This is a genomic window from Streptomyces sp. SKN60 (genome assembly GCF_026236535.1).
Lineage (GTDB): Bacteria > Actinomycetota > Actinomycetes > Streptomycetales > Streptomycetaceae > Streptomyces.
In genome coordinates this window covers 1-22,343 of sequence record NZ_JAHTMW010000004.1, presented here as the reverse complement: position 1 = coordinate 22,343, position 22,343 = coordinate 1, and the positions used below count along the sequence as shown (strand labels likewise).

Genomic DNA, 22,343 nt, shown 5'->3' with positions numbered 1-22,343 from the left:
ACAGGATGAGGGAACCGGTCCCAAAGGTATACAGCCGTGCAGTAATCGATGGGTGAACTTCCCGAGGACGGTGAGGTGGTGCTACAGGGAGGGACGAGAAGCCGGGCGGGAATTGGTTCGACCACGAACCAATGTGTGCGGTGGTCCGGTTGTCAGTGGGGTCGTCCATCATGGGCGGCAGGGAGGGGAACATGACGGAGACCATGACGGGGACGTGGACCGGGCTCGGTGAGGTGACGGCGCCGTCGGGGGTGCTCGTGCTCGGCATGGGCGGCTGGATCGACTGCTGGTCCGAGACCGGCCCCCCGCTCTCGGAACGAGCCCGCGAGGCGGCCGCCGCGGGCGGCGGGCAGCTGCGCGACGGGGACTGCGAGGCGGTCGCGGTCCCGGCGCGCCCCGACCGGCCGCTGGCCGTACGGGCGCTCACCGAGTGGTCCCTCTTCGACGAGGTGCCGGTCATCTCCGTCCTGGAGACACACCTCGGCGTGCCGTGGCCGGCGGGCCGCGCCCCGGAGGCCGTACGGCTCGGGGACCTGCCCGTCGACCGGTGCGGCATGGTCGTGGGGGACGCGGTCGCCCTGGACGCGTGGACGGGTCTCGGGGCGCCGTCGGACAACGGGCTCGCCGACCTCGGCTACTGGGGGCTCCATGCGGAGGCCGCGTGGGCGCACTTCGGCGGTGAGCCGGTCGGGCAGCGGTACGAGGGCGGTCCGCGCGGCTGGCTGGACCTGCCCGTCGCGGAGGCCGAGCGGAGAGCCGAGGCACTCGCCGACTGGACCCGTGAACACCACCGGGGCATGGGCCTCGTGTGGTCCGTCGACCCGCACACCGACTACCACCGGGCCCAGCGGGCCGGCTGGGACCACCCGCTGGAGGCCGGCGTGATCGAGGTGGCCGGCTGCCGGGTGCTCGGGATCGGCTGGAATCCTGGGGACCACGCGGCGCGGCACGCGGGAGAGCGCTTCTACGGGCGGGTCTACCCCGTGACCCTCCACCCCGCCGCCGACGGCGGTACCGTCCTGCGCTGGACCATCCCGGCCTGGGAAGACGACGAGCAGCACGACGACGAGCAGGAGGACCGGGCGTGAGCGACGACCCGTATCTGTGGCTGGAGGAGGTCGAGGGGGAGCGCGCCCTCGACTGGGTGCGGGAGCGCAACGCCGAGACGGCGGCGGAGCTCGCCGGAGGAGACGGCTTCGCCGGCCTCGTCGCCGAGCTGCGCGAAGTCCTCGACGCGCCGGACCGCATCCCGTACACCCGGCGGCGCGGACCGTACCTCTACAACTTCTGGCAGAGCGCCGAGCACACCAAGGGCGTCTGGCGGCGCACCACCCTCGACGAGTACCGCACCGACGCGCCCGCGTGGGACGTCCTGCTCGACCTCGACGCGCTCGCCGCCGAGGAGGGCGAGGACTGGACCTGGGCGGGCGCGCAGGTGCTGCGCCCCGCGTACCGGCGGGCCCTGGTGAGCCTCGCGCGCGGCGGCGGCGACGCCGTGGTCGTACGCGAGTACGACCTGGCGGAACGGGCCTTCGTGGCCGACGGGTTCACCCTCCCCGAGGCCAAGACCGACATCGGCTGGATCGACGAGGACCACGTCTTCGTCGGCACCGACGAGGGCCCCGGCTCCCTCACCGCCTCCGGCTACCCCCGCACCGTGCGCCGCTGGCGCCGCGGCACCCCGCTCGACGCCGCCGAGCTCGTCCACGAGGGCCAGGAGTCCGACCTCGTCGTCTCTGCCTGGCACGACCCCACCGAGGGCTTCGAGCGCGACTTCGTCGTCCGCTACCGCGACTTCTGGCACCACGAGACCCATCTGATCGACGACGAAGGCGAGCTGCGCCGCCTCGACCTGCCCGAGGACGCCGACAGCTCCGTGCACCGCGAGTGGCTGCTCGTCACCCCCAAGGCGCCCTGGCTCGGACAGCCCGCGGGCGCGCTCCTCGCCTTCCGCTTCGACGCCTTCCTCGCCGGGCGGCGCGAGCCCGAGGTGCTGTTCACGCCCGACGACCGCACCGCGCTCGCCGGACACTCCTGGACCCGCAACCACCTGATCGTCGAGACCCTCCAGGACGTCGCCAGCCGTCTGCACGTCCTCACCCCGCCCGCCGACCCCGCCACCGCCGGCACCGGCACCGGAGCCGGCTGGAAGCGCCAGGAGCTCGCCGACATCCCGCCGCTCTCCTCGGCCGCCCTCACCGACACCGACCCCGACACCGGCGACGAGTACTTCCTGTCCGTCACCGGCCACCTCGTCCCGCCCACCCTGCACCGCGGCGAGATCGGCGGACCGGGCGAGACCATCAAGCAGGCCCCCGAGCGCTTCGACGCCGACGGCCTGGAGGCCCGGCAGTACTTCGCCGTCTCGGCCGACGGCACCCGCGTCCCGTACACCGTCGTCGGCCCCGGGGACCGGCAGGGCCCCCGGCCCACCCTCCTCAACGGGTACGGCGGCTTCGAGGTCTCCCTCACCCCCTCGTACGACACCGTGCGCGGCCGCGCCTGGCTCGCCCGCGGCGGCACCTTCGTGGTGGCCGGCATCCGGGGCGGCGGCGAGTACGGGCCGCGCTGGCACCGCAGCGCCCTCAAGGCCGACCGGCCGCGCGCCTACGAGGACTTCGAGGCCGTCGCCCGCGACCTGGTCGCCCGGGGCATCACCACGCCCGAGCAGCTCGGCATCACCGGCGGCAGCAACGGCGGCCTGCTCATGGGCGCCATGCTGGTCCGCAGTCCCGAGATGTTCGGCGCGATCGTCGCGCACGTGCCGCTGCTCGACATGCTGCGCTTCCACCGGCTGCTGGCAGGGGCCAGCTGGATCGCCGAGTACGGGGACCCCGACGACCCGGCCGACCGGCCGCACCTCGCCGCGCTCTCGCCGTACCACCGGCTGGCGGCGGGCCGGCCCTACCCGCCGGTCCTTCTCACCACCTCGACCCGCGACGACCGGGTGCACCCCGGACACGCCCGCAAGGCCGCCGCCCGGCTGCGCGAGCTCGGCCACCGGGTGCTGCTGCACGAGACCCTGGCCGGCGGCCACGCGGGGGCCACCGACCACGAACAGACCGCGTACAACAGCGCGCTTGAGCACACCTTCCTGTGGCGGACCCTCGGAGGCCGCGACAGCTGACTCAGACCAGGGCTCCGTCGCGGGCCACCACCCGGCCCGCCCGCACCACGAGCTCACGGCGCGGCAGGTCGACCACGGCCTGCGGCAGGCACTCGCCCTCCACCAGCATGAAGTCGGCGGGCGCGCCCGGCCGCAGGTCGGCGCGGGGCAGTCCGAGCAGCTCCGCGCCGCCGTGCGCGGCCAGCTCGAAGCAGGCCTCGAGGTCCTCGTCGAGGCGGGCGTCGAGGGCCCAGCCGGCCAGCCACGCCCGGTGCAGCATGTCGGCGTTGCCGAACGGGCTCCAGTTGTCCCGCACCCCGTCCGAGCCGAGGCCGACCCGCACCCCGCGCTCGGCGAGCCGCCGGAACGGCAGGATCGTGACGGCGGACAGCGCGACCGTGGTCAGCGACACCCCGGCGTCCGCGAGCAGGTCGGCCGTCTCGTCGAGCTCGCGGCCGGACAGCTGGGCGACCGCGAAGGCGTGCGCCACGCTCACCCTGCCCCGCAGGCCGAGCGCCTTGGTGCGGGCGGCGATGTCCCGGAGCGGGACCAGACCGGTCTCGCCGCGGTCGTGCAGATGGATGTCGAGGCCGAGACCGTGCCGTTCGGCGAGCCCGAAGACCGCGCCCAGCTGGTCGCCGTCGGCGGCCTTCGCGTCCCCGGTCGCGTCGAAACCGGCCGGGTCGATCCCGCCGACATGGGTGATCAGCCCGCCCTCGGCCGCCTCCGCGAGCAGTTCCAGGGTGCCCGGCTCCCGGACCAGGCCGTGCTGCGGGAAGGCCACGAGCTCCACGTCCACGATGCCGCGCAGCCGCTCGCGCGCCTCGGCGATGCCCGCCAGGCCCGACAGGCCGAAGGCCGGCGCGACGTCGGCGTGCGCCCGCATCGCCCGGGTGCCCTGGGCGGCCGCGTGGGCCATCAGGCGGTACGCGCGCTCGCCCACCGGCGTGGGCAGCGCCCGGGACAGCTCCACGTCCCCGGCCACGAACCCGGCGATGCCCTGCGCCGCCCGGCGGCTGTACCAGGACTCGCCCCACGAGGTCTTGTCCGGGTGGATGTGCGAGTCGACCAGAGTGGGCAGCGCCATCCGGCCGCCGCCGTCGACCACCTCGACCGCGGTGCCGTCCGGTACGGCGTCCACCAGCACCCCGTCGACGGCGACCAGGTCCGTGACCGGGCCGCCGAGCGGGCGGACCCGGCGGAAGACGGTGGCGGTGCGAGGAGACGCGGCGGACGTGGCGGACCGGGAGGTCGGGGAGGACAGGGAGGGCACGGGCGGACTCCTCGGCTCGGGGGCGGCACGGGCGCACACGAAAGGGCGCCCACTTGGTATACCGTTTTTTGTATACCAAATGAGCGCCCGCGAGGAGCGGAAGCGCCGGCTACTGCAGCGGGGCCATCGGCGAGACCTGCGCCATCGGAGCCATCTGCCCGCCGTTCGGGCCGAGCCCGGCCGGCGGCATCTGGATCACGCGGCTGAGGTCGCGCATCACCTCTTCGGCGGTCCGCCGGACCTCACCGGGCACGTCGCCCTGCTCCCGTATGAGCTCGGCGTAGATCGGGGCGGTGGTGTCCGCGTAGTTCATTGCGCTCGCTTCCTCGGCTTCTGCGACGTCCTTCGGGCGGCGAGTCTACGGGGCCCCACCCCGGCCGAGGGGCCGGGTCCGGAAGCCGGACGCCCGCCTGGACAGCCGCCCGGCAGGGGAGCTCGTGCCCTTTTCCACCGGTATCGGAGGCCCCGAGCGGCCCCGGCCGTCCCGGATCGGTCACGGACCGGTCGCGGTCCGCTCCGGCCCGCGCCGCCGGGATGTGTCCTATCCCTCGCCCCCGCCGCAAGATCGGCCCGCCCGCTAATTCGCTGGTCGGCGCGGCGGGCGCACAGAAGAATGGGCCTCCTTGAACACGGGAGGGAACCCATGAGCCAGGCGCACCTGACTCTCGACGCGCTGCTGCCGCCGGACGAACTGGCGGCGGCGGTCGCAGCAGGCCACGTGACGCGCAAGCCGCACCCCGAGCTGCCGCTGTCCATCTACACGTACACACGGGCCTGCCAGTACGAGGGCGTCTGGAACCGGGTCACCGTCCGCTGCCGCGGCCTCGTCGCCGACGACCGCACCGGCCGCGTCGTCGCCCTGCCGCTGCCCAAGTTCTTCAACGTCTCCGAGCACACCCACGGCCGCGCCTACGCGCCCGCGCTGCCCGACGAGCCCTTCGAGGTGTACGACAAGGTCGACGGCAGCCTCGGCGTCCTCTTCCACTACGAGGACCGCTGGCGCGTCGCCTCCAAGGGATCCTTCACCAGCACCCAGGCCACCTGGGCGCAGCGCCGCCTCGACACCGCCGACACCTCGGCGCTCGTCCCGGGCACCACGTACCTGATGGAGATCCTCTACCCGGAGAACCGGATCGTCGTGGACTACGGCGACCGCCGCGACCTCGTGCTGCTCGCCGCCTACGGCCCCGACGGCACCGAGACGCCGCTCGCCGAGGCCGCCGGCGCCTGGCGGGGCATCGGCTCGGTCGTCACCCTGCACCCGCCGATGGACCTCGACGCCCTGCTGAAGCTGACCGCGTCGAACACGCTGCCCGACGGCAGCGCCGCCACCGGCACCGACGCCGAGGGCTTCGTGCTGCGCTTCGCGTCCGGCGTCCGCGCCAAGGCGAAGATCGCCGAGTACGTGCGGCTGCACAAGGTCGTCACCGGAGTCACCGAGCGCGACATCTGGCGCGGCCACGGCATCCAGCGCTTCGCCGGCACCTCCGCCAAGATCCTGGCGAGCGGCCTCGGCCTGTCCATGGCCGAACTCGGCGGCATCCGCGCCGACGGCGGCCGCCCGCTCGACGCGCTCCTGGAGCAGGTGCCCGACGAGTTCGACGCCTGGGTGCGGTCCGTCGTCGAGCGCCTGGAGACCGAGTTCGCCGCCCGCGAGCAGGCCGTCGACGCGGCGTACGCCACGCTCGCGCACCTCGCCGGCGACCGCGCCGCCTTCGCCCGCGCGGCGCGCGCACTGCCCGACCGGCAGCTGCGCTCCGCGATGTTCCTGCGCCTCGACGGGCGCCGCACCGACCTGATGACCTGGCGCGCGCTGCGCCCCGAGAACGCCGACCCGTTCGCCACCGACGAGGAGAACTGACCGTGCCCGTGGTCCATGTGATGACCGGACTGCCGGCCTCCGGCAAGACGACCGCCGCCCGCGCCCTGCAGGAGCGGTCCGAGGGCCGGATGCGCCGGGTGAACCTCGACGACCTGCGCGGGATGCTCGACCTGCCCGGCGGCACCACCGGCGGCGACCGCCGCTCCCGCGCCCACGAGCAGACCGTGCTCGGCATCCAGGACGCCGCGATCCGCGCCGCCGTCGACGACGGCTTCGACGTCGTCGTCGACAACACCCACCTCACCCCGCACATCCCGCGGCGCCTCAAGGCGGCCCTCACCGGCCGCGACGCGGTCTTCGTCGTGCACGACTTCACCGACGTGCCCGTCGAGGAGTGCGTGCGCCGCGACGCCGCCCGCGAGCGGCCGGTCGGCGAGGAGATCATCCGGATCCTCGCCGACAAGCACACCAAGGCCCGCCGCGGCGGCTGGCGGCTCACCGACGCCTGGCTCAACGAGCGCCCCGGCGTCACCCCGTACGTCCCCGACCCCGCACTGCCCAGCGCCGTCCTGTGCGACATCGACGGCACCCTCGCGCTGCGCGGCGACCGCGGCCCGTACGACTTCACCCGCTGCGACCTCGATCTGCTCAACCCGCCCGTGCGCGACGCGCTGCGCGCCTTCCGCGCCGCGCACCGGGACCGGATCGTGCTGCTCTCCGGGCGCAGCGAGGACCACCGGGAGCTCACCGAGGCCTGGCTCGCCCGCCACGAGGTGCCGTACGACGAGCTGTGGATGCGCGGTAGCGACGACGGGCGCTCCGACGACCTCGTCAAGGCCGAGCTCTTCGACGCGCACGTCCGGTCGCGTTACGCGGTGCGCGTGTCGCTCGACGACCGCGACCGGGTGGTCGCGGTGTGGCGCCGGATGGGCCTGCCGACCTGGCAGGTCAACTACGGCAACTTCTGAGCACCGGTCGTGACCCCCGGTCGCGGGCGGCCCTGGAGTCGCGGACCGGTCTCGGTCGCGCGGCGGAGGCCGTCTGCGACCGGGGCCGGATGCCGGGCCGCCGGGCGCCGTCCTAGGGTGGTCATCGGCCCACCGGCTCGCGACCGACCGCCCGACCGAGGAGATGTACTCGCGCATGATCCGCCGCACCGACGAGGTCGAAGACCTCATGCACCGCTTCCCGCACGTCCCGAAGGAGGCGGTGATCAAGGAGGACCTGCTGCGCGGCGGCATCGCCTTCGACGACTCGGCCCTCACCGACTCGGGCGACGAGGCGGCCGGCGAGGTCAAGCCGAAGTCGTACTTCATCTTCTCCTTCGACCACCGCACCCTGCCCGAGCTCGGCCAGGCCGCCCTGCGCCGCCCGCCGGAGGAGATCGTCCTCACCGGCGGCCCGTACGAGCTGCGCCGCACGGTCGTCTCGGTGCGGGTCAACCCCGCCTCCCCGTACCGCGTCGCGGCCGGCGACGACGGCATGCTCGGCCTGTACCTCGACGGGCGCCGGATCGCCGACGTCGGCCTGCCGCCGATGCCGGAGTACTACCGGCACACCCTCTCCAGCGGGAAGTCGGTGATGGAGGTCGCCCCCACCATCCAGTGGGGCTACCTCATCTATCTGACGGTCTTCCGGGTCTGCCAGTACTTCGGGGCCAAGGAGGAGTGCCAGTACTGCGACATCAACCACAACTGGCGCCAGCACAAGGCCGCCGGCCGCCCCTACACGGGCGTGAAGGACGTGGAGGAGGTGCTGGAGGCGCTCTCGATCATCGACAAGTACGACACGGCCGGCGCCTCCACCGCCTACACCCTCACCGGCGGCGCCGTCACCTCCCGTGTCGGCGGCAAGGACGAGGCCGACTTCTACGGGCAGTACGCGCAGGCCATCGAGGAGCGGTTCCCCGGCCGCTGGATCGGCAAGGTCGTCGCCCAGGCGCTGCCCAAGGCCGACGTGCAGCGCTTCAAGGACTACGGCATCCAGATCTACCACCCCAACTACGAGGTGTGGGACAAGCGCCTGTTCGAGCTGTACTGCCCCGGCAAGGAGCGCTACGTCGGCCGCGACGAGTGGCACCGCCGGATCCTCGACTCGGCGGAGGTCTTCGGGCCGCGCAACGTCATCCCCAACTTCGTGGCGGGCGTGGAGATGGCCGAGCCCTTCGGCTTCACCACGGTCGACGAGGCCATCGCCTCCACGACGGAGGGCCTGGAGTACTTCATGTCGCGCGGCATCACGCCCCGCTTCACCACCTGGTGCCCCGAGCCCACCACCCCGCTCGGCAAGGCCAACCCGGCCGGCGCGCCCCTGGAGTACCACATCCGCCTCCTGGAGGCCTACCGCGCCACGATGGAGTCCAACGGCCTGAGCTCGCCCCCCGGCTACGGCCCGGCCGGCCCCGGCCGCGCGGTCTTCTCGGTGAGCTCGTTCATGGACAGCCTGCCCGCCGAGGACTGATCGGGAGAAGCGTCAGAGGTGACGTGGGCGGTGTCATGCACAGGCTTTAGCATGACCGCCCATGGGAACGAGTGAGGACGACAGACCGCTGGTGGACGGGCGGTTCCGGCTGGTCGGCCGACTGGGCAGCGGCGGCATGGGGACGGTGTGGCGGGCGCGGGACATCGCCCTCGACCGGGACGTCGCCCTGAAGGAGGTCCGGCCGCCGGACCCGGCCGTCGAGGAGGCGAGCCCCGGCTTCACCGCGCAGCTGCGCGAGCGGGCGCTCCGCGAGGCCCGCGCCCTCGCCCGGCTCTCCCACCCGCACGTCGTGACCATCCATCACATCGTCGAGCCGGGCGACGGCGCCCACCCGTGGATCGTGATGGAGCTGGTCTCCGGCCGCTCGCTTGCCGACCGGCTCGCCGACGGTCCGATGACGCCCGCCGAGACCGTCACCCTCGGCCGCCAGGTCCTGTCCGCGCTGCGCGCCGCCCACGCCGCCGGCATCCAGCACCGCGACGTCAAACCCGCCAACGTGCTGCTCCGTGAGGACGGCAGCGCCGTCCTCACGGACTTCGGCATCGCCGCCTTCAGCGAGAACACCTCGCGGCTCACCTCCACCGGCGACGTCATCGGCTCCGCCGAGTTCATCGCTCCGGAGCGACTGCGCGGCGAGGAGGGCAACCCGGCCTCCGACCTGTGGTCCCTCGGCATGCTCCTGTACGTGGCGGCCGAGGGCCACCACCCGCTGCGCCGCGCCACCAGCCTGGCCACGGTCGTCGCCGTGCTCGACGACCCGATCCCCGCGCCGGTACGGTCCGGGCCGCTGGCCCCGGTCCTCGCCCAGGTCCTGGTGCGCGACCCGGCGGCCCGGCCGGACGGCGCGCTCCTGGACCGGCTGCTCGCGGAGGCCGAGGCGCCCGAGGCCCCGAGCCCGGCTCCGGCACCGGCCGCTGTTCCGGCACCGGCCCCCGTACCGGCTCCGGCCGGGTTCGGGGCGCCGTACGCCCACCCCGCCTACGGAACCCCGGCGCCCGCTCCGGCGCCCGGCCCGTCCCCGTGGGGTGCGCCGACCGCCCCGGCCGCCCCACCCCGTACCCGTACCACCGCCACGGCCGGCCGCCGGGCCGTGCTGGTCGCCGGGGCCGCGGTGCTCGTCACCGCCGTGGTGGTCGGAGTGGTGAAGCTGCTGCCCGACCGCGGCGACGGCGGCGACGGGGACGCCGGCGCCAAGGGCGGTTCTACGCCGTCGACGGCGGCCCGCACGCCCGGCGGGGGCACGACCGGCACCCCCACCCGGACGCCCACCGCCACTCCGACCGGCTCCGCCGCCCCCGCGCCCCAGGGCAGCCTGCTCACCCCGGCCAACGTCCGGGCGGTGCTCAAGGCGTTCCGCGACGCCACCGGCACCACCACCATGAAGGAGTTCAACGTCTACGAGGAGCACGCCTCCGCCGAGATCCCGACCAAGCCGGGTGCGAAGACGTACGACAACTACGCGTACCGCGACGGCGTCGTCACGAAGACCGGCCCCGGCGGGACCATCGACGCCGCGGACGAGCAGCCCTTCGATGTCGCCGCGATGTCCTGGGACACGCTGCCCGCGCTGATCGCCCGGGGCGAGCGCGAACTGAACGTCGAGAACCCCACGCAGCGCTATGTGATCGTCGACCGCTGGACCTTCAACGAGGACCGGCCCTCGATGCGCTTCTACCTCCTCAACGCCTACCACGCGACCGGCTATCTGGTGGCCGATCAGAAGGGAAAGGTCGTGGACACGTACGCGGCGGACTGAGCCGGGCCCGTCCGCGGTGAATCATGGACGGGCGCGGAGCCGCCGGGCCGCGCCCCCCTCGCGGAAGGAGCCTGACGAGGATGCGAACGCTACTCGTGGACGCGGCCCGCGCGCTGGTCCCCCCGAAGGGGGACCGGCACGGCCCGCTGCCCCCGCTGCTCCTCGCCCTGACGGTGCTGACCGGCCTGGTGGACGCGGTCAGCTATCTGGGCCTCGGGCACGTCTTCGTCGCCAACATGACGGGCAACGTGGTGTTCCTCGGCTTCGCGCTGGCCGGTGCCCAGGGCCACTCCGTCCTCGCCTCCGGCGTGTCGCTCGCCGCCTTCGTCACCGGGGCGGCGGCCGGCGGGCGTTTCGGGGGGCGGCTCGCCGCGCACCGCGGGCGCCTGATCGCCGGGGCGATGACCGTGCAGGCCGCGCTCTTCGCCGCGGCGCTCGTGGTGTCCGTGGTGGTCGGCAGCCTGGAGGGGCGGCCCGCCCGCTTCCTGGTGATCGTGCCGCTCGGCCTCGCCATGGGCCTGCAGAACGCGGTCGCCCGCCGGCTCGGCGTCCCGGACGAGACCACGACCGTGGTGAACCAGACCCTGACCGGTCTGGTGGCGGACACCGCCGACGTGGGCGGAGCGACCCACCGTCGCGGCCGCCGCGTCCTGTCCGTGCTCGCCCTGGGCCTCGGCGGACTGACGGGCGGTCTGCTCCTGTTCGGCTCCGGCATTCCGCTGGTCCTCGGCGTGGGCCTCGGCCTGCTTGCGACGGCCGCTGCCGTGCTGTGGCGGCTCTCGACCCCGGACGCGGTGTGGGCGACCGCCCCCTAGCGAGAGCGGCCTAGCGGCGGACGGGGGTGTCCCGTACCGGGTGCTTGCTGAGGATCGAGACCCGGTTGAAGGCGTTGATGGTGATGGCCACCCAGATCACCGCGGACAGCTCGTTCTCGGTCAGCGCCTCCCGCGCCTCGGCGTAGGCGTGCTCCTGGGCGAGGGCGTCCGCCGGGTGGGTGGTCGCCTCCGCGAGGGCGAGCGCGGCGCGCTCGCGCGCGGTGAAGAGCTCGGTGTCGCGCCAGGCGGCGAGGACGCCGATCCGGCGGGTGGTCTCGCCGGCGCGGAGCGCGGCGCGGGTGTGCACGTCCAGGCAGTACGCGCAGCCGTTGAGCTGCGAGACCCGCAGGTTCACCAGCTCCACCAGAACGCGGTCGAGGCCCGCTTCGGCGGCGGTCGTCCGGACGGCCTCGGCCGTCTTCACGAGCGCCTGGTAGGCGGCGGGGCTCTGCTTGTCGACGTACACCCGCTGCTCGCTCACGGTCTGCTCCTTCGCCGTCGTCCCGGGACCGTTGTCCCGGGTTGTCCTCGGGACTATTATCGCCCATGATTGTTGAATCAGAAACTATCTTGTTCGGTGAGACCGGTGAGACCGGTGAGAGGGGTCGGGAATGGGTGCCAACGAGGTCGAGGTCCTCACCGCCCGGGACGTCCCGCTGGGCGGCCCGCGCGCCATGACCGTACGACGGACCCTGCCGCAGCGGTCGCGCACCCTCATCGGCGCGTGGTGCTTCGCGGACCACTACGGCCCCGACCGGGTGGCCGTGTCCGGCGGCATGGACGTCGCCCCGCACCCGCACACCGGGCTGCAGACCGTCAGCTGGCTGTTCACCGGCGAGATCGAGCACCGCGACAGCCTGGGCACCCACGCGTACGTCCGCCCGGGCGAGATCAACCTCATGACCGGCGGCCACGGCATCAGCCACTCCGAGGTCTCCACCTCCGACACCAGCGTCCTGCACGGTGTCCAGCTCTGGCTCGCCCTCCCCGACGCCCACCGCCACACCCCGCGCGCCTTCCAGCACCACGCCCCGAAGCCGGTCCATGTCGACGGCGCCGAACTCCGGGTCTTCCTCGGCACCCTGGCCGGCGACACCTCCCCGGTCCGCACCTTCACCCCGCTGCTCGGCGCCGAACTCCTCCTCGACCCCGGCGCCACCGTCACCCTTGACACCGACCCCGCCTTCGAGCACGGCCTCCTCGTCGACGAGGGCGACATCCGCCTCGACGCCACCGTCCTCCACCCCACCGAACTCGGCTACACGGCCCCCGGCCGCACCTCCCTCACCCTCACCAACACCTCCCCGCACCGCGCCCGCGCCGTCCTCCTCGGCGGCACCCCCTTCGGCGAGGAGATCATCATGTGGTGGAACTTCATCGCCCGCACCGACGCCGAGATCCGCCAGGCGAGGGAGGACTGGATGACCGGCACCCGCTTCGGCGAGGTCCACGGCTACCCGGGCGACCGCCTCCCGGCCCCCGAACTCCCCACGACCCCGCTCAAGAGCCGCCGCAACCCACACTGACCTGGGAAGGCGGGCGTCCGTCGTGTCGGCTCAAGGCATCGTGCCCGCTGTTCGGGGGATCAGCGGGCCCCGACCGTCGATGAAACACTGGATGCCCTGGGCAGAGCCGGGCAAGTCCGGTACCGGGCTCCCGGCGCGGAGCGGTGAGTTCGCAGTGGTCCCCGTTTGGGTTGGCCGGATGAGCTGTCCCGGGTTGCCCGTCATTCGGTGACGCGGACCGCCAGGGCCGGGCGGATGGCGGCCGCGCGGCGTGCCGGTCCGATCGTGGCCAGGAGCGACGCGACGAAGGTGGCTGCCGCCAGGCCGCCGACGCCGGCCCATTCGACGGGGAACCCGCCTTCGAGGCCCTCGAACGCGGCGCTGTTCCGGTACATCAGCCAGGTCGTCAGCACGCCCAGCAGGGATCCGAGCACGATTCCCTCCACCGCGACGAAGGCGCTCTCCCCCAGGAAGGACCGCTGGACGGTCCGCGCCCGGAAGCCGAGGGCCCGGAGGATTCCGATGGTGCGGCGGCGTTCGCGTACGGCTCGGACCATGACGACACCGAGACCGGTGATGCCCACGCCGAGGCCGAGGACGAGGAAGCCCTGCATGAGGCGGAAGAAGGCGGTGCTGGAGTCGAACTGGCGGCGGATGTCCGACTCGATGGGCGTGGCGACCAGGCTGGACGACAGCTGCTCGCCCTGCAGTCGGGTCGCCAACGCGTCGGGTGCGGTGCCAGGGCTGGTTCTCACCAGTGCGGAGGCGTTCTGTGCCTGGTCGCCGAAGAGTTCGTGCGTGGCCCGCTCGCTCATCACGACCGGGTAGGTGGTGGAACTCGCGCCGGTGCCCGGGTAGAAGACCATGCCGTTGCTGAGCACGCCGGCGATGACCTTCTGTTCGCCGCGGCCCGTCCGGGGATCCGTCAGCGTGAGGGTGTCCCCGGGGTCGTAATAGTCGCCGGCCGGGCCGCCGGTGCTGCCGAAGAAGCCGTCGAGCACGACGTAGCGGGGGTCGGAAGCCAGGGCCCGCCATACCGCGGGGTCGTCGGCCAGGCCGGGCAGCCGCTCGCGGAACGTGATGCCGGTGATCGCCCCGTCGGGTACGCCGACGACAGCGGTGTCCAGGGGCTGAGGGCCGCGGCCACCCGGATCGGTGGCCCGCCCCGTGGCGTTGAGCAACGGTGTCACGGCGGAGATCCCGGCGGCCGAAGGGCCGGCCCGCAGATCGGAGACGAGTCGATCGCCGGCGACCTCCGGGTTGTAGTCCAGCCGAAGGGAGTATCCGGCGGTGGCATCGGCGACGACGCCGTCGACGCCGGCGCGGAGAATGCCCGAGATCTCCGTCAGGAGCACCAGGACGAACACGATCAGCGTGTACATCACCAGCGTCGCGCCGGTCCTGAAGCGCTTGGCCAAGGGGTACGCGACGGCGAGCCGCGCCGCGAGGCCGCCTTCCGTCGGCCGCCGGAGGAGCCGCCGTACGGGGCGGAGCAGGGTCTTCTGGTTGTCGCTGACGAGCACCACGGCGGAGAAGGCGGCCAGGGCGCCCTGGATGACGTACACGGACATCGACGGCGTGTCGAAGACCCGGGGACGTATGACGGGCGCCAGCAGCGTCCAGGCCAGCACGGTCCCGGCGACCAGGGTGGTGACCGTGTGACGGGGAAGGACGCGCAGCAGCGCCGGAGCGGCGAAGGCGAGGGCGAGCGCCGGCATGAGGTACGTCGCGTCGGGCTGGCTGCGTGCCACGGCCGGGACGGCCACGAACGCGCACAGGACGGCCAGGGTGGTGGAGACCGCGAGCAGACGGCGGCGTGGACCCTGTCCGGGCGTGGCGGGAAGGTCGCGGATGGCGGCGATGATGTTGAACCTGCTGATGCGGACGCTGGTCGCGAGGATCGCCGCGAAGGCGATGAGCAGGCCCATGGCCAGTCCGTTGAGGACGCTGGTGGGTGTGATGGCGAAGGCGATGCGGATGCTGCTGCCGCCGACCGACCAGCCCTGGAAGATCTGCGCCGCCACCACGGCGACACCCCAGCCGACCGCGACCCCGACGGCCACGCCCGGCAGCGCGGACAGCAACGCGTACGTCGCCCCTTCGAGGGTGAAGGACCTGACCAGCCGCGAGCGCTTCATCCCCACGGCCCGCACCATGCCCATCTGGGACTTCCGCTCCTCGCCGAGCATCACGAAGATGTTCACCAGCAGCAGGGCGCCCGCGATGATGCTGAAACTGCCGATCATGAGGAACAGGGCTCCGAGGGAGTCCCCGGCCTGCTTGGCGTCCCGCAGCACGGTGTGCTTCGGAGTGTCGATCGCCGTCTGGCCGGAGAGCGGGCCCAGAGCCTGCCGGATGTCGGCGGTCACCTGTTCGGTCAGGGCCTCGCCGCTCTCGACGCCGCCCCGGTTGGACACGAAGGTGACCGAGCGCGGCTCCGTGCCTGCGGCCCGGGCGGCGGCGTCCAGGGCCTGCGGCGGCAGGAAGACGTCGCGGTTCAGCCTGCCGCCGAGACCCACACCGGCGAGGCCCTGCTCCGGGACCACACGCTCGACCCGGTACGTCCGGGGTGCGCCGAACAGGTACACCGTGACCGGGTCACCGGCTCCCACGCTCAGGGACCGGGCCAGCGGCTCGTTGACCACGACCTGACCGGGCTCCGGGTTCGGTCCGCCGAGACCGGAGTCGCCACCCGGCGCGCCGAACCGCGAGGCCTCGCCGAAGTCCATCTGCCAGGCCAGGACCCGCGGCTCGGCGACCTTGCGGCCACCGGCACCGCTGACGGCGGATGCCTGCGCGGCCCCGGCGTTCAGAACACCGTCGACATCGGGATCGCCGACCAGGCCGGCCAGCCGTTCCGTGACGACGCGCCCGGTCGGTCCAGGGGGTGCGACGACGCGCTCGTCCACCGGCCCCAGAGTGCGGTACGCCTCCTGGCGCACGGAGAAGTTCAAAGTGTCACCGACGACCAGGGCACCGATGACGATGGCCGTGCCGAGCATCGATCCGCCGATCACCAGCGCTGCCTCGGTGCGCCGGCGGGCGACCTGCCGGAAGGCCAGCCGTCGTGACACCGGCTGCCGGACGGCCACCAGCAACAGGGCCGCGAGGGCGAGCGCGAGGGCGCCGAGCAGCGGGATGAGGAGGTTCGGGTACATGGTCAGCCCATGGGGAGGTCACGGATCGCGGCCGGAGCGGTGACGGCCTGGCGGACGTCGTCGACCAGCTGCCCGTCGCGCATCCGGATCAGCCGGGGGACGCGCGCGCCGATGGCGCTGTCGTGCGTGACCAGGACGATCGTCTGGCCCTCGTCCTGGTTGAGCTCGCACAGCAGGTCCATGACCTGGTCCGCCATCGCGCTGTCCAGGTTGCCCGTCGGCTCGTCCGCCCAGACGATGGCCGGGCGTCCGGCGAGGGCGCGGGCGATGGTCACCCGCTGCTGTTCACCGCCGGACATCTCGCTCGGCCGGTGCTCGACCCGGTGACCGAGGCCCACCCGGTCGAGCATGTCCAGGGCCCTGCGGCGCGCCTCGCGCGGCCGGGTGCCCACGAGCAGCAGGGGCAGTTCGACGTTCTCCACGGCGGAGAAGACGGGGATGAGGTTGAACGCCTGGAAGACGAAGCCCATGGTGTGGGCCCGGTGCTCCGTGCGCGCGGCGTCCGACATGGCGAACAGGTCGTGACCGTCGACCTCCACCCGGCCGCCGTCGATGTCGTCCAGGCCGGACAGGCAGTTCAACAGGGTGGTCTTTCCGGAACCGGACGGACCCATGACCCCGACCATCTCGCCGCGGCGTACGAGGAGGTCCAGGTCGAGCAGGGCGGTGACCGCGACGGAGCCCGTCCGGTAGATCTTGCGTACCCCGGTGGCGACGAGGAGTGCCCGTTCGCTGTTCATGGTCTCCATCCCAACCTCCGGAGGAAGCGCTGCGCTACGGCCACCCAGGCCCGACAGGGGGCCGAAGGGCCCAATCGCCGGGCCGCCGGGAGGACTGACTCTTCCGCTCACTGGACCGCGCCGCGGGACGGCCTCGGGGTTTCGGCCCCGCGGCGTCGGCCGAGCAGATCCTGGGCGAGCGGCTGGCGCGCGGTGAGATCGACGAGGAGGAGTACCGCCGGCGCCTGACCGCCTTGCGCAGCGCGGGACCGTGACCGGTCGGGATGCGGGCGCGGGTGCGGCCGCTCACCATGGGACCATGGCCGGTCGGACGCCCGGGCAGCCGGGCAGACGCCCCGACGCGCTCCGTGAGCTGACCGCTCGGCACGGAGGGCGCGGAGGGCTGTTGCCCGCCGCGCTGGAACGGGTCAGGGCGGGCACCGCCGAAGGACCCGAGGAGTGGGCGCCCCAGGTCGCGGCGGCAGCCGGACTCCCGGCCGCCGCGGGGCTCGGCCCCGCCACCTTCTTCGCCGATCTCGCCGCCCCGCGCGGCGAGCGGCATGTGCGGGTGTGCACGGCGACGGCGTGCTTCGCCGCGCGGCGCGGGGAGCATCTGGCGGAGGTGGAGCGCGCTCTCGGCGTGGTGGCGGGCACGGTCGACGAGGCGGGCTCGACCTCGCTGCAGACCGTGCACTGCCTCGGCTACTGCTACGCGGGCCCCGCCGCCCTCGACGGCACCCTGCCCCGTACGGGCCCGGACCTGGCCGACCAGCTCCGCGGGCGGACGGAACCGCGCGCGCCGGGCATCCCCGCGGCCGACACCACGGGGGCGCCCGTCCTGCTCGCCGGGATCGTGGGAGGTCAGGACGCCTGGGACGTGTGGCGCCGGGCGGTGGCCGGACTGCGGCCCGACGACGTACGGCGGGAGACCGCCGCCTCGGGACTCCGTGGGCGGGGCGGCGCCGGTTTCCCGGTGGCCGACAAGTGGGCCGCGGCTGCGGGGAGGCCGGGCGCGGTCGTCGTCGCCAACGGGGACGAGGGCGACCCGGGCTCGTACGCCGATCGGCTGCTCATGGAGGAGGACCCCGAGCGCGTCCTCGCGGGACTCGCCCTGGCCTGCTTCGCCTGCGGCGCCCGGCGCGGGACCGTCCTGGTGCGCTCCGAGTATCCGAGGGCCATGGCCCGGCTGCACCGGGCGGTGGAACGTGCGACGGAGGCCGGCGACCTGGCTCCCTCGGCCGGGGCGGCCGGTCCGCGGCCGTTCGTCGAGGTCGTCGAAGGAGCGGGTTCCTACGTCTCCGGCGAGGAGACCGCCCTCATCGCCCGCCTCGAAGGCGGTCGCGGCTGTGCGCGCCCCCGGCCGCCCTACCCCACGGACCACGGCCTGTGGGACAGGCCGACCGTGGTCAACAACGTGGAGACGCTGGCAGCCGTGCCCTGGATCGTCGCCCACGGCGGAGCGTCCTACGCCCGACGCGGCGTGCCGGACGAGACCGGCACCAAACTGGTGTGCCTGTCCGAGCGCTTCGCACGGCCGGGGGCGTACGAGGTCGAACTCGGCACTCCCGTGGACGAGGTCGTCACCCGGTTCGGCGGTGGTCTCAAGGACGGGCGCGAGCTCGTGGCCCTCCAGATCGGCGGACCCCTCGGCGGCTTCCTCGCCGGGACCGCCCTCGATGTCCCGCTCACCACGGCGGCGCTCGCCGAGCACGGCGCCGCCCTCGGCCACGGCGGCACGGTCGCCTTCGACGCCGACACCGATCCTCGCGAACTCATGTGCCACATCTGGGAGTTCGCCGCCGACGAGAGCTGCGGAGCCTGCTCGCCCTGCCGACTCGGCACCCGGCGAGGGCTCGGACTCGCGCGGGACCGGGGCGGACCGGGGGAGACCTACGAGCGACTGGCACGGGTGATGGGCGAGGCGAGCCTCTGCGCCTTCGGCCGCCGAGTCCCCGCCGCCGTCCGCAGCCTCGCCCGCGCCTTCGGGCCGGCCCTGGAAGGTTGGGACCGATGACCCGGCTCCAGGTCGACGGCGTTCCGGTCGAACTGCCCGCCGGGGCCTCACTGCTCGACGCGGTACGTGCGGCCGGAACCGACCTGCCCGCCCTCTGCCACGACGACCGCCTCCGGCCGGCCGGCTCCTGCCGGACCTGCCTGGTCCGCGCCGACGGCCGGACCGTCGCCGCCTGCGTCACACCCGCGACCGCGGACCTCACCGTCGACACCGCCGACGAGGGCCTGCGGAACCTGCGCCGGGACGCGGTCGCCCTGATCGCCTCGGCGCTCCCGCCACACGCACTCGCCGACAGCGCGCACAGTGAACTGGCCGAGACCTGCCGGGCCTTGGGGATACCGGCGGACACGGCCGCCGGCGGCTCCACGCGCGGGCGGGACGAGAGCCACCCGTACGTCCACCTCGACCGCGACCTGTGCATCGCGTGCGGCCGCTGCGTCCGGATGTGCTCCGACGTCCAGGGCACGTTCGCGCTCACCCTCACCGGGCGCGGCGCCGACACGGTCGTCGCCCCGGGAACCGGCGGCCCCTGGGCCGAATCCGACTGCGTGTCCTGCGGCGGCTGCGTCGACACCTGCCCCACGGGGGCGATCACCCAGCCCGGACCCGGCCAGGGCCTCACCTCCCGGCAGACACCCGCAGACCGCGTGCGCACCACCTGCGGCTACTGCGGAGTCGGCTGCACCCTCGACGTCGTCGTCCGCGAGGACCGCGTCGCCGCCGTGCTCCCCGCCGGGGACGGCCCCGTCAACCGGGGCCACGCCTGCGTCAAGGGCCGCTTCGCGTACGGATACCTCGGCTCCGCCGAGCGCCTCACCGAGCCCCTGCTCCGTGAGAACGGGGTCCTGCGGCCCGCGAGCTGGGCGGAGGCCGTGGACCGGATCGCCGACGGTCTGCGCGCGGCCGTCCGTGACGGCGGCCCCGACGCGGTCGCCGCGATCTCCTCCGCCCGTGCCACCAACGAGGAGAACTACCTCGTCCAGAAGTTCCTGCGGACCGTCATCGGCACCAACAACGTCGACAACTGCTCCCGCCTCTGCCACGCCCCTTCCGCCGCCGGCCTCACCGCCTCCTTCGGACGCGCCGGCGGCACCGACCCCTTCGACGACGTCGAGACCGCCGACTGCCTCCTGGTCGTCGGCGCCAACCCCGTCGAAGCCCACCCCGTCGTCGGCGCCCGCCTCCTCCAGCGGGCGCTCTCAGGCGCCTCCCTGATCGTGGCCGATCCTCGAACCGTCGGACTCGCCCGCCATGCCGACCTGCACCTGCGTCCGCGCCCCGGTACGAACGTCGCGCTCTTCCACGGCCTTGCCCACGTCCTCGTCGACGAAGGCATGACCGACCGGGGCTTCCTCCGCGAACGCGCCACCGGGCTGGACGAACTCAACGACCTGCTGGCTGGCTACCCGCCCGGGCGGGTAGCCGAGATCACCGGCGTCCCCGCCGACGACATCAGGAAGGCCGCCCGGCTCTACGGTCGCGCGGAGCGCCCCGCCGTCCTGTACGGGCTCGGCGTCACCGAGCACCTGCACGGCACCGACGGCGTCCGGACCCTGGCTAACCTGCCCATCCTGCGCGGCGCCGTCGGAGGCACCGGCCGCGGGTTCGGCATCAGCCCCCTGCGCGGCCAGAACAACGTCCAAGGCGCGTCCGACATGGGCGCCCTGCCCGATCTGCTGCCGGGCTACGGCCGTGTCACCGACCCGGAGGCCCGTGCCCGCGCCGAGGCGGTGTGGGGGCGTCCGGTCCCCGAGCGGCCCGGGATGCGCATCCCCGAGATGTTCGCGGCGGCCCGGGATGGCAGGCTGCGGGCGCTGTGGGTCATCGGCGAGGACGTGTGCGCGACCGATCCCGACAGCCGGCGGGTCGCGGAGGCCCTTGACGCCTGTCCGCTGGTCGTCGTCAACGAGCTCTTCCTCAGCGAGACCGCCCGGCATGCGGATGTCGTCCTGCCCGTGGCCTCGTGGCTGGAGAAGGACGGGACCTTCGTCAACTTCGACCGCCGCTTCCAGCGCGTACGGCAGGCGGTGAACCCGCCTGGAACGGCGCGCTCCGACTTCGAGGTGGTGCACGCCGTCGCCGATGCCCTCGGTGCCGACCTGGGGTGCCCCACCCCGGCGGCGGCTCTCGCCGAGTGCGGACGTGTGACACCTCTCTTCGCCGGTCTCTCGCACGAGCGGATCGACCGGGAGGGGGCCGTGCCCTGGCCCTGCCCCGCACCGGACCAGCCGGGCGAACGCACCTTGTACGGCACGGAGTTCGCTACTCCCGGCGGGCGCGCGCACCTGTCGGCGGCCCCCTACCTGCCGCCCGGCGAGGAGCCGGACCAGGACTATCCGCTGGTGCTCGTCACGGGGCGCCGCTGGGCCCACTACAATTCCGGAAGCATGACCCGGCGCGGCGGCAACCTCCTCCTCGACGCGCACGACCGCCTGGACCTGCATCCCGAGGATGCCGCACGCTACGGACTGCGGGACGGCACCCCTGTCACCGTCGAGAGCCGCCACGGACAGGCGCGACTCATCGCCCGCATCGGCACGGAACTCGCTCCGGGACAGGTCTTCTGCGCCTTCCACTTCCCGGCCAGCGGCGTCAACTCCCTCACCTCGGAGCACGCCGACACCGTGACCTCGTGTCCGGAGTACAAGGTCACGGCGGTACGGCTGCGGCCGGCCTCATCCCACGACTCGTCGGCCCCGAGGTCAGCCGTGGGGGACGAGAACGACCGGTGACTGACTGCGGCCCGTTGCCGAACCCCTGGTGCGCCGGGTCATGATCGTCCACCTCCTTGTGCGGTGTCGTCGGTGTCGTCGATGTCGTAGGTGAGACGGGTCGAGGAGACCGAGACCACTCCGTCGACCGTCGCGCACATGCGCTCGACGGCCGGGATCATGCCGCGGAAGCGCAGCTTCCCCGTGAGGCCGACCCGCCCGTCACGCACGTCGACCGTGAGCGAGGCCGGGTCGAGACGCAGAGTGGCGCCGAGCACGTCCTCGACGATCTCCCGGCGGATGTCGTCGTCCTGGCGGAGGAAGATGCTCAGGAGGTCGCGGCGGCTCACGATGCCCACCAGGCGGTCGTCGCCGTCGACGACGACGAGCCGCTTGATCCCTTGGACCTCCATGAGCCGGGCCGCCTCCGCCACGGTCCAGTCGGGGCGGGCGCACACGGCGGGTGCGGACATCAGGTCCTCCGCGCGCGTTCCCTCGGCCTTCGCGCGCTCCCACGCCTCGAGCCCCGGCACGCCCGGCAAGTCTCCCGAGGTGATGGCCCGGTCGGCCGTCTTCCGCATCAGATCGCCCTCCGACACGACTCCGATCACCCGGTTCTCCCCGTCCACCACCGGCAGCGCGGTGACTCGATGCTGCGACAGCACCCGCACGATCTCCTTGAACGGCGCGTCGCCGCGGACGCTCACCACCTCACGGGTCATCAGCTTGTCGATCCTGCGGTGTCGCATCACCCGCTCCTTTCCTGCGCGGACGCACCCGCCCCGGCCACCAGGCGCCGATCAGTTCGAGTACGGACCCCTCACGCTCGGACAGCACCGCAGCCGCTCGTCCTCGGGCGGCTTCGCCGCCACCGGGTCCCGAAGCGAGACCGAGACATTGCCCGTCACGGAGCGTCTCAAGGGGCACCGAGATCCATGCGGACGTCGACGACGCCCTCCACGGCCCGCACCGCGCGGGCGACC

General features: G+C 73.6%; 17 protein-coding genes. 11 read left to right on the top strand and 6 right to left on the bottom strand.

From position 1 onward, the window contains the following. Positions 1-191 precede the first annotated feature (191 nt). Both KV205_RS07895 and KV205_RS07890 read left to right on the top strand, forming a co-directional pair. The gene (locus KV205_RS07895) at positions 192-1,088 is read left to right on the top strand and encodes a hypothetical protein (RefSeq protein WP_265863334.1); all 897 of its coding nucleotides are present in this window, start codon (positions 192-194) and stop codon (positions 1,086-1,088) included. Continuing rightward, positions 1,085-3,127: a prolyl oligopeptidase family protein gene (locus tag KV205_RS07890; RefSeq protein ID WP_265863333.1), complete on the top strand. Its 2,043-nt coding sequence runs from the start codon at positions 1,085-1,087 to the stop codon at positions 3,125-3,127. The genes KV205_RS07895 and KV205_RS07890 overlap by 4 nt, the downstream gene beginning before the upstream one ends. A gap of 1 nt (position 3,128) precedes the next feature. Here KV205_RS07890 and KV205_RS07885 read toward each other — a convergent pair whose 3' ends face one another. Both KV205_RS07885 and KV205_RS07880 read right to left on the bottom strand, forming a co-directional pair. Then, complete coding sequence (locus tag KV205_RS07885) at positions 3,129-4,418, bottom strand: amidohydrolase (protein ID WP_374214641.1); 1,290 nt, start codon at positions 4,416-4,418, stop codon at positions 3,129-3,131. A 70-nt stretch (positions 4,419-4,488) separates the two neighbouring features. Beyond that, positions 4,489-4,692, bottom strand: coding sequence for a hypothetical protein (locus tag KV205_RS07880; RefSeq protein WP_265863711.1), 204 nt, complete (start codon positions 4,690-4,692; stop codon positions 4,489-4,491). A gap of 330 nt (positions 4,693-5,022) precedes the next feature. Here KV205_RS07880 and KV205_RS07875 point away from each other — a divergent pair, with 330 nt between their 5' ends. From KV205_RS07875 to KV205_RS07855, 5 genes are all read left to right on the top strand, one after another. Further along, positions 5,023-6,240: an RNA ligase gene (locus KV205_RS07875; protein ID WP_265863332.1), complete on the top strand. Its 1,218-nt coding sequence runs from the start codon at positions 5,023-5,025 to the stop codon at positions 6,238-6,240. Between the two features lie 2 nt (positions 6,241-6,242). Continuing rightward, the gene (locus tag KV205_RS07870; protein WP_265863330.1) at positions 6,243-7,169 is read left to right on the top strand and encodes an AAA family ATPase; all 927 of its coding nucleotides are present in this window, start codon (positions 6,243-6,245) and stop codon (positions 7,167-7,169) included. Positions 7,170-7,344: 175 nt separating this feature from the next. Further along, positions 7,345-8,661, top strand: a complete 1,317-nt coding sequence (locus KV205_RS07865) for a radical SAM protein (RefSeq protein WP_265863328.1) — start codon at positions 7,345-7,347, stop codon at positions 8,659-8,661. Positions 8,662-8,722: 61 nt separating this feature from the next. After that, positions 8,723-10,438: a serine/threonine-protein kinase gene (locus tag KV205_RS07860; protein ID WP_265863327.1), complete on the top strand. Its 1,716-nt coding sequence runs from the start codon at positions 8,723-8,725 to the stop codon at positions 10,436-10,438. Positions 10,439-10,518: 80 nt separating this feature from the next. Continuing rightward, the gene (locus KV205_RS07855) at positions 10,519-11,253 is read left to right on the top strand and encodes a YoaK family protein (RefSeq protein ID WP_265863326.1); all 735 of its coding nucleotides are present in this window, start codon (positions 10,519-10,521) and stop codon (positions 11,251-11,253) included. Positions 11,254-11,263: 10 nt separating this feature from the next. On the opposite strand, the gene KV205_RS07850 is transcribed toward KV205_RS07855, so the two are convergent. Further along, positions 11,264-11,734 (bottom strand): carboxymuconolactone decarboxylase family protein, encoded by a 471-nt coding sequence (locus KV205_RS07850; protein WP_265863324.1) that lies wholly within the window; start codon positions 11,732-11,734, stop codon positions 11,264-11,266. A 130-nt stretch (positions 11,735-11,864) separates the two neighbouring features. Between KV205_RS07850 and KV205_RS07845 the strand changes: the two genes are divergently transcribed. Beyond that, positions 11,865-12,779 carry a pirin family protein gene (locus tag KV205_RS07845; protein ID WP_265863323.1) on the top strand — a complete coding sequence of 305 codons (915 nt, stop codon included), beginning with the start codon at positions 11,865-11,867 and terminating at the stop codon, positions 12,777-12,779. A 200-nt stretch (positions 12,780-12,979) separates the two neighbouring features. Here the strand turns inward: KV205_RS07845 and KV205_RS07840 are convergent, their stop codons facing one another. Both KV205_RS07840 and KV205_RS07835 read right to left on the bottom strand, forming a co-directional pair. Continuing rightward, the gene (locus KV205_RS07840; RefSeq protein ID WP_265863321.1) at positions 12,980-15,916 is read right to left on the bottom strand and encodes an ABC transporter permease; all 2,937 of its coding nucleotides are present in this window, start codon (positions 15,914-15,916) and stop codon (positions 12,980-12,982) included. Between the two features lie 2 nt (positions 15,917-15,918). Then, on the bottom strand, positions 15,919-16,656 hold the full coding sequence (locus KV205_RS07835) for an ABC transporter ATP-binding protein (RefSeq protein ID WP_265863319.1): 738 nt from the start codon (positions 16,654-16,656) through the stop codon (positions 15,919-15,921). 110 nt (positions 16,657-16,766) lie between these two features. Between KV205_RS07835 and KV205_RS07830 the strand changes: the two genes are divergently transcribed. From KV205_RS07830 to fdhF, 3 genes are all read left to right on the top strand, one after another. Further along, positions 16,767-16,910, top strand: coding sequence for an SHOCT domain-containing protein (locus tag KV205_RS07830; RefSeq protein ID WP_374214652.1), 144 nt, complete (start codon positions 16,767-16,769; stop codon positions 16,908-16,910). 131 nt (positions 16,911-17,041) lie between these two features. Continuing rightward, a complete protein-coding gene (locus KV205_RS07825; RefSeq protein ID WP_265863317.1) occupies positions 17,042-18,649 on the top strand; it encodes an NAD(P)H-dependent oxidoreductase subunit E in 1,608 nt (535 codons plus the stop codon). Beyond that, positions 18,646-21,381, top strand: a complete 2,736-nt coding sequence (fdhF, locus tag KV205_RS07820; protein ID WP_265863316.1) for a formate dehydrogenase subunit alpha — start codon at positions 18,646-18,648, stop codon at positions 21,379-21,381. The genes KV205_RS07825 and fdhF overlap by 4 nt, the downstream gene beginning before the upstream one ends. A 38-nt stretch (positions 21,382-21,419) precedes the next feature. On the opposite strand, the gene KV205_RS07815 is transcribed toward fdhF, so the two are convergent. Further along, positions 21,420-22,109, bottom strand: a complete 690-nt coding sequence (locus KV205_RS07815; protein WP_265863315.1) for a CBS domain-containing protein — start codon at positions 22,107-22,109, stop codon at positions 21,420-21,422. Between the last annotated feature and the right edge of the window lie 234 nt (positions 22,110-22,343).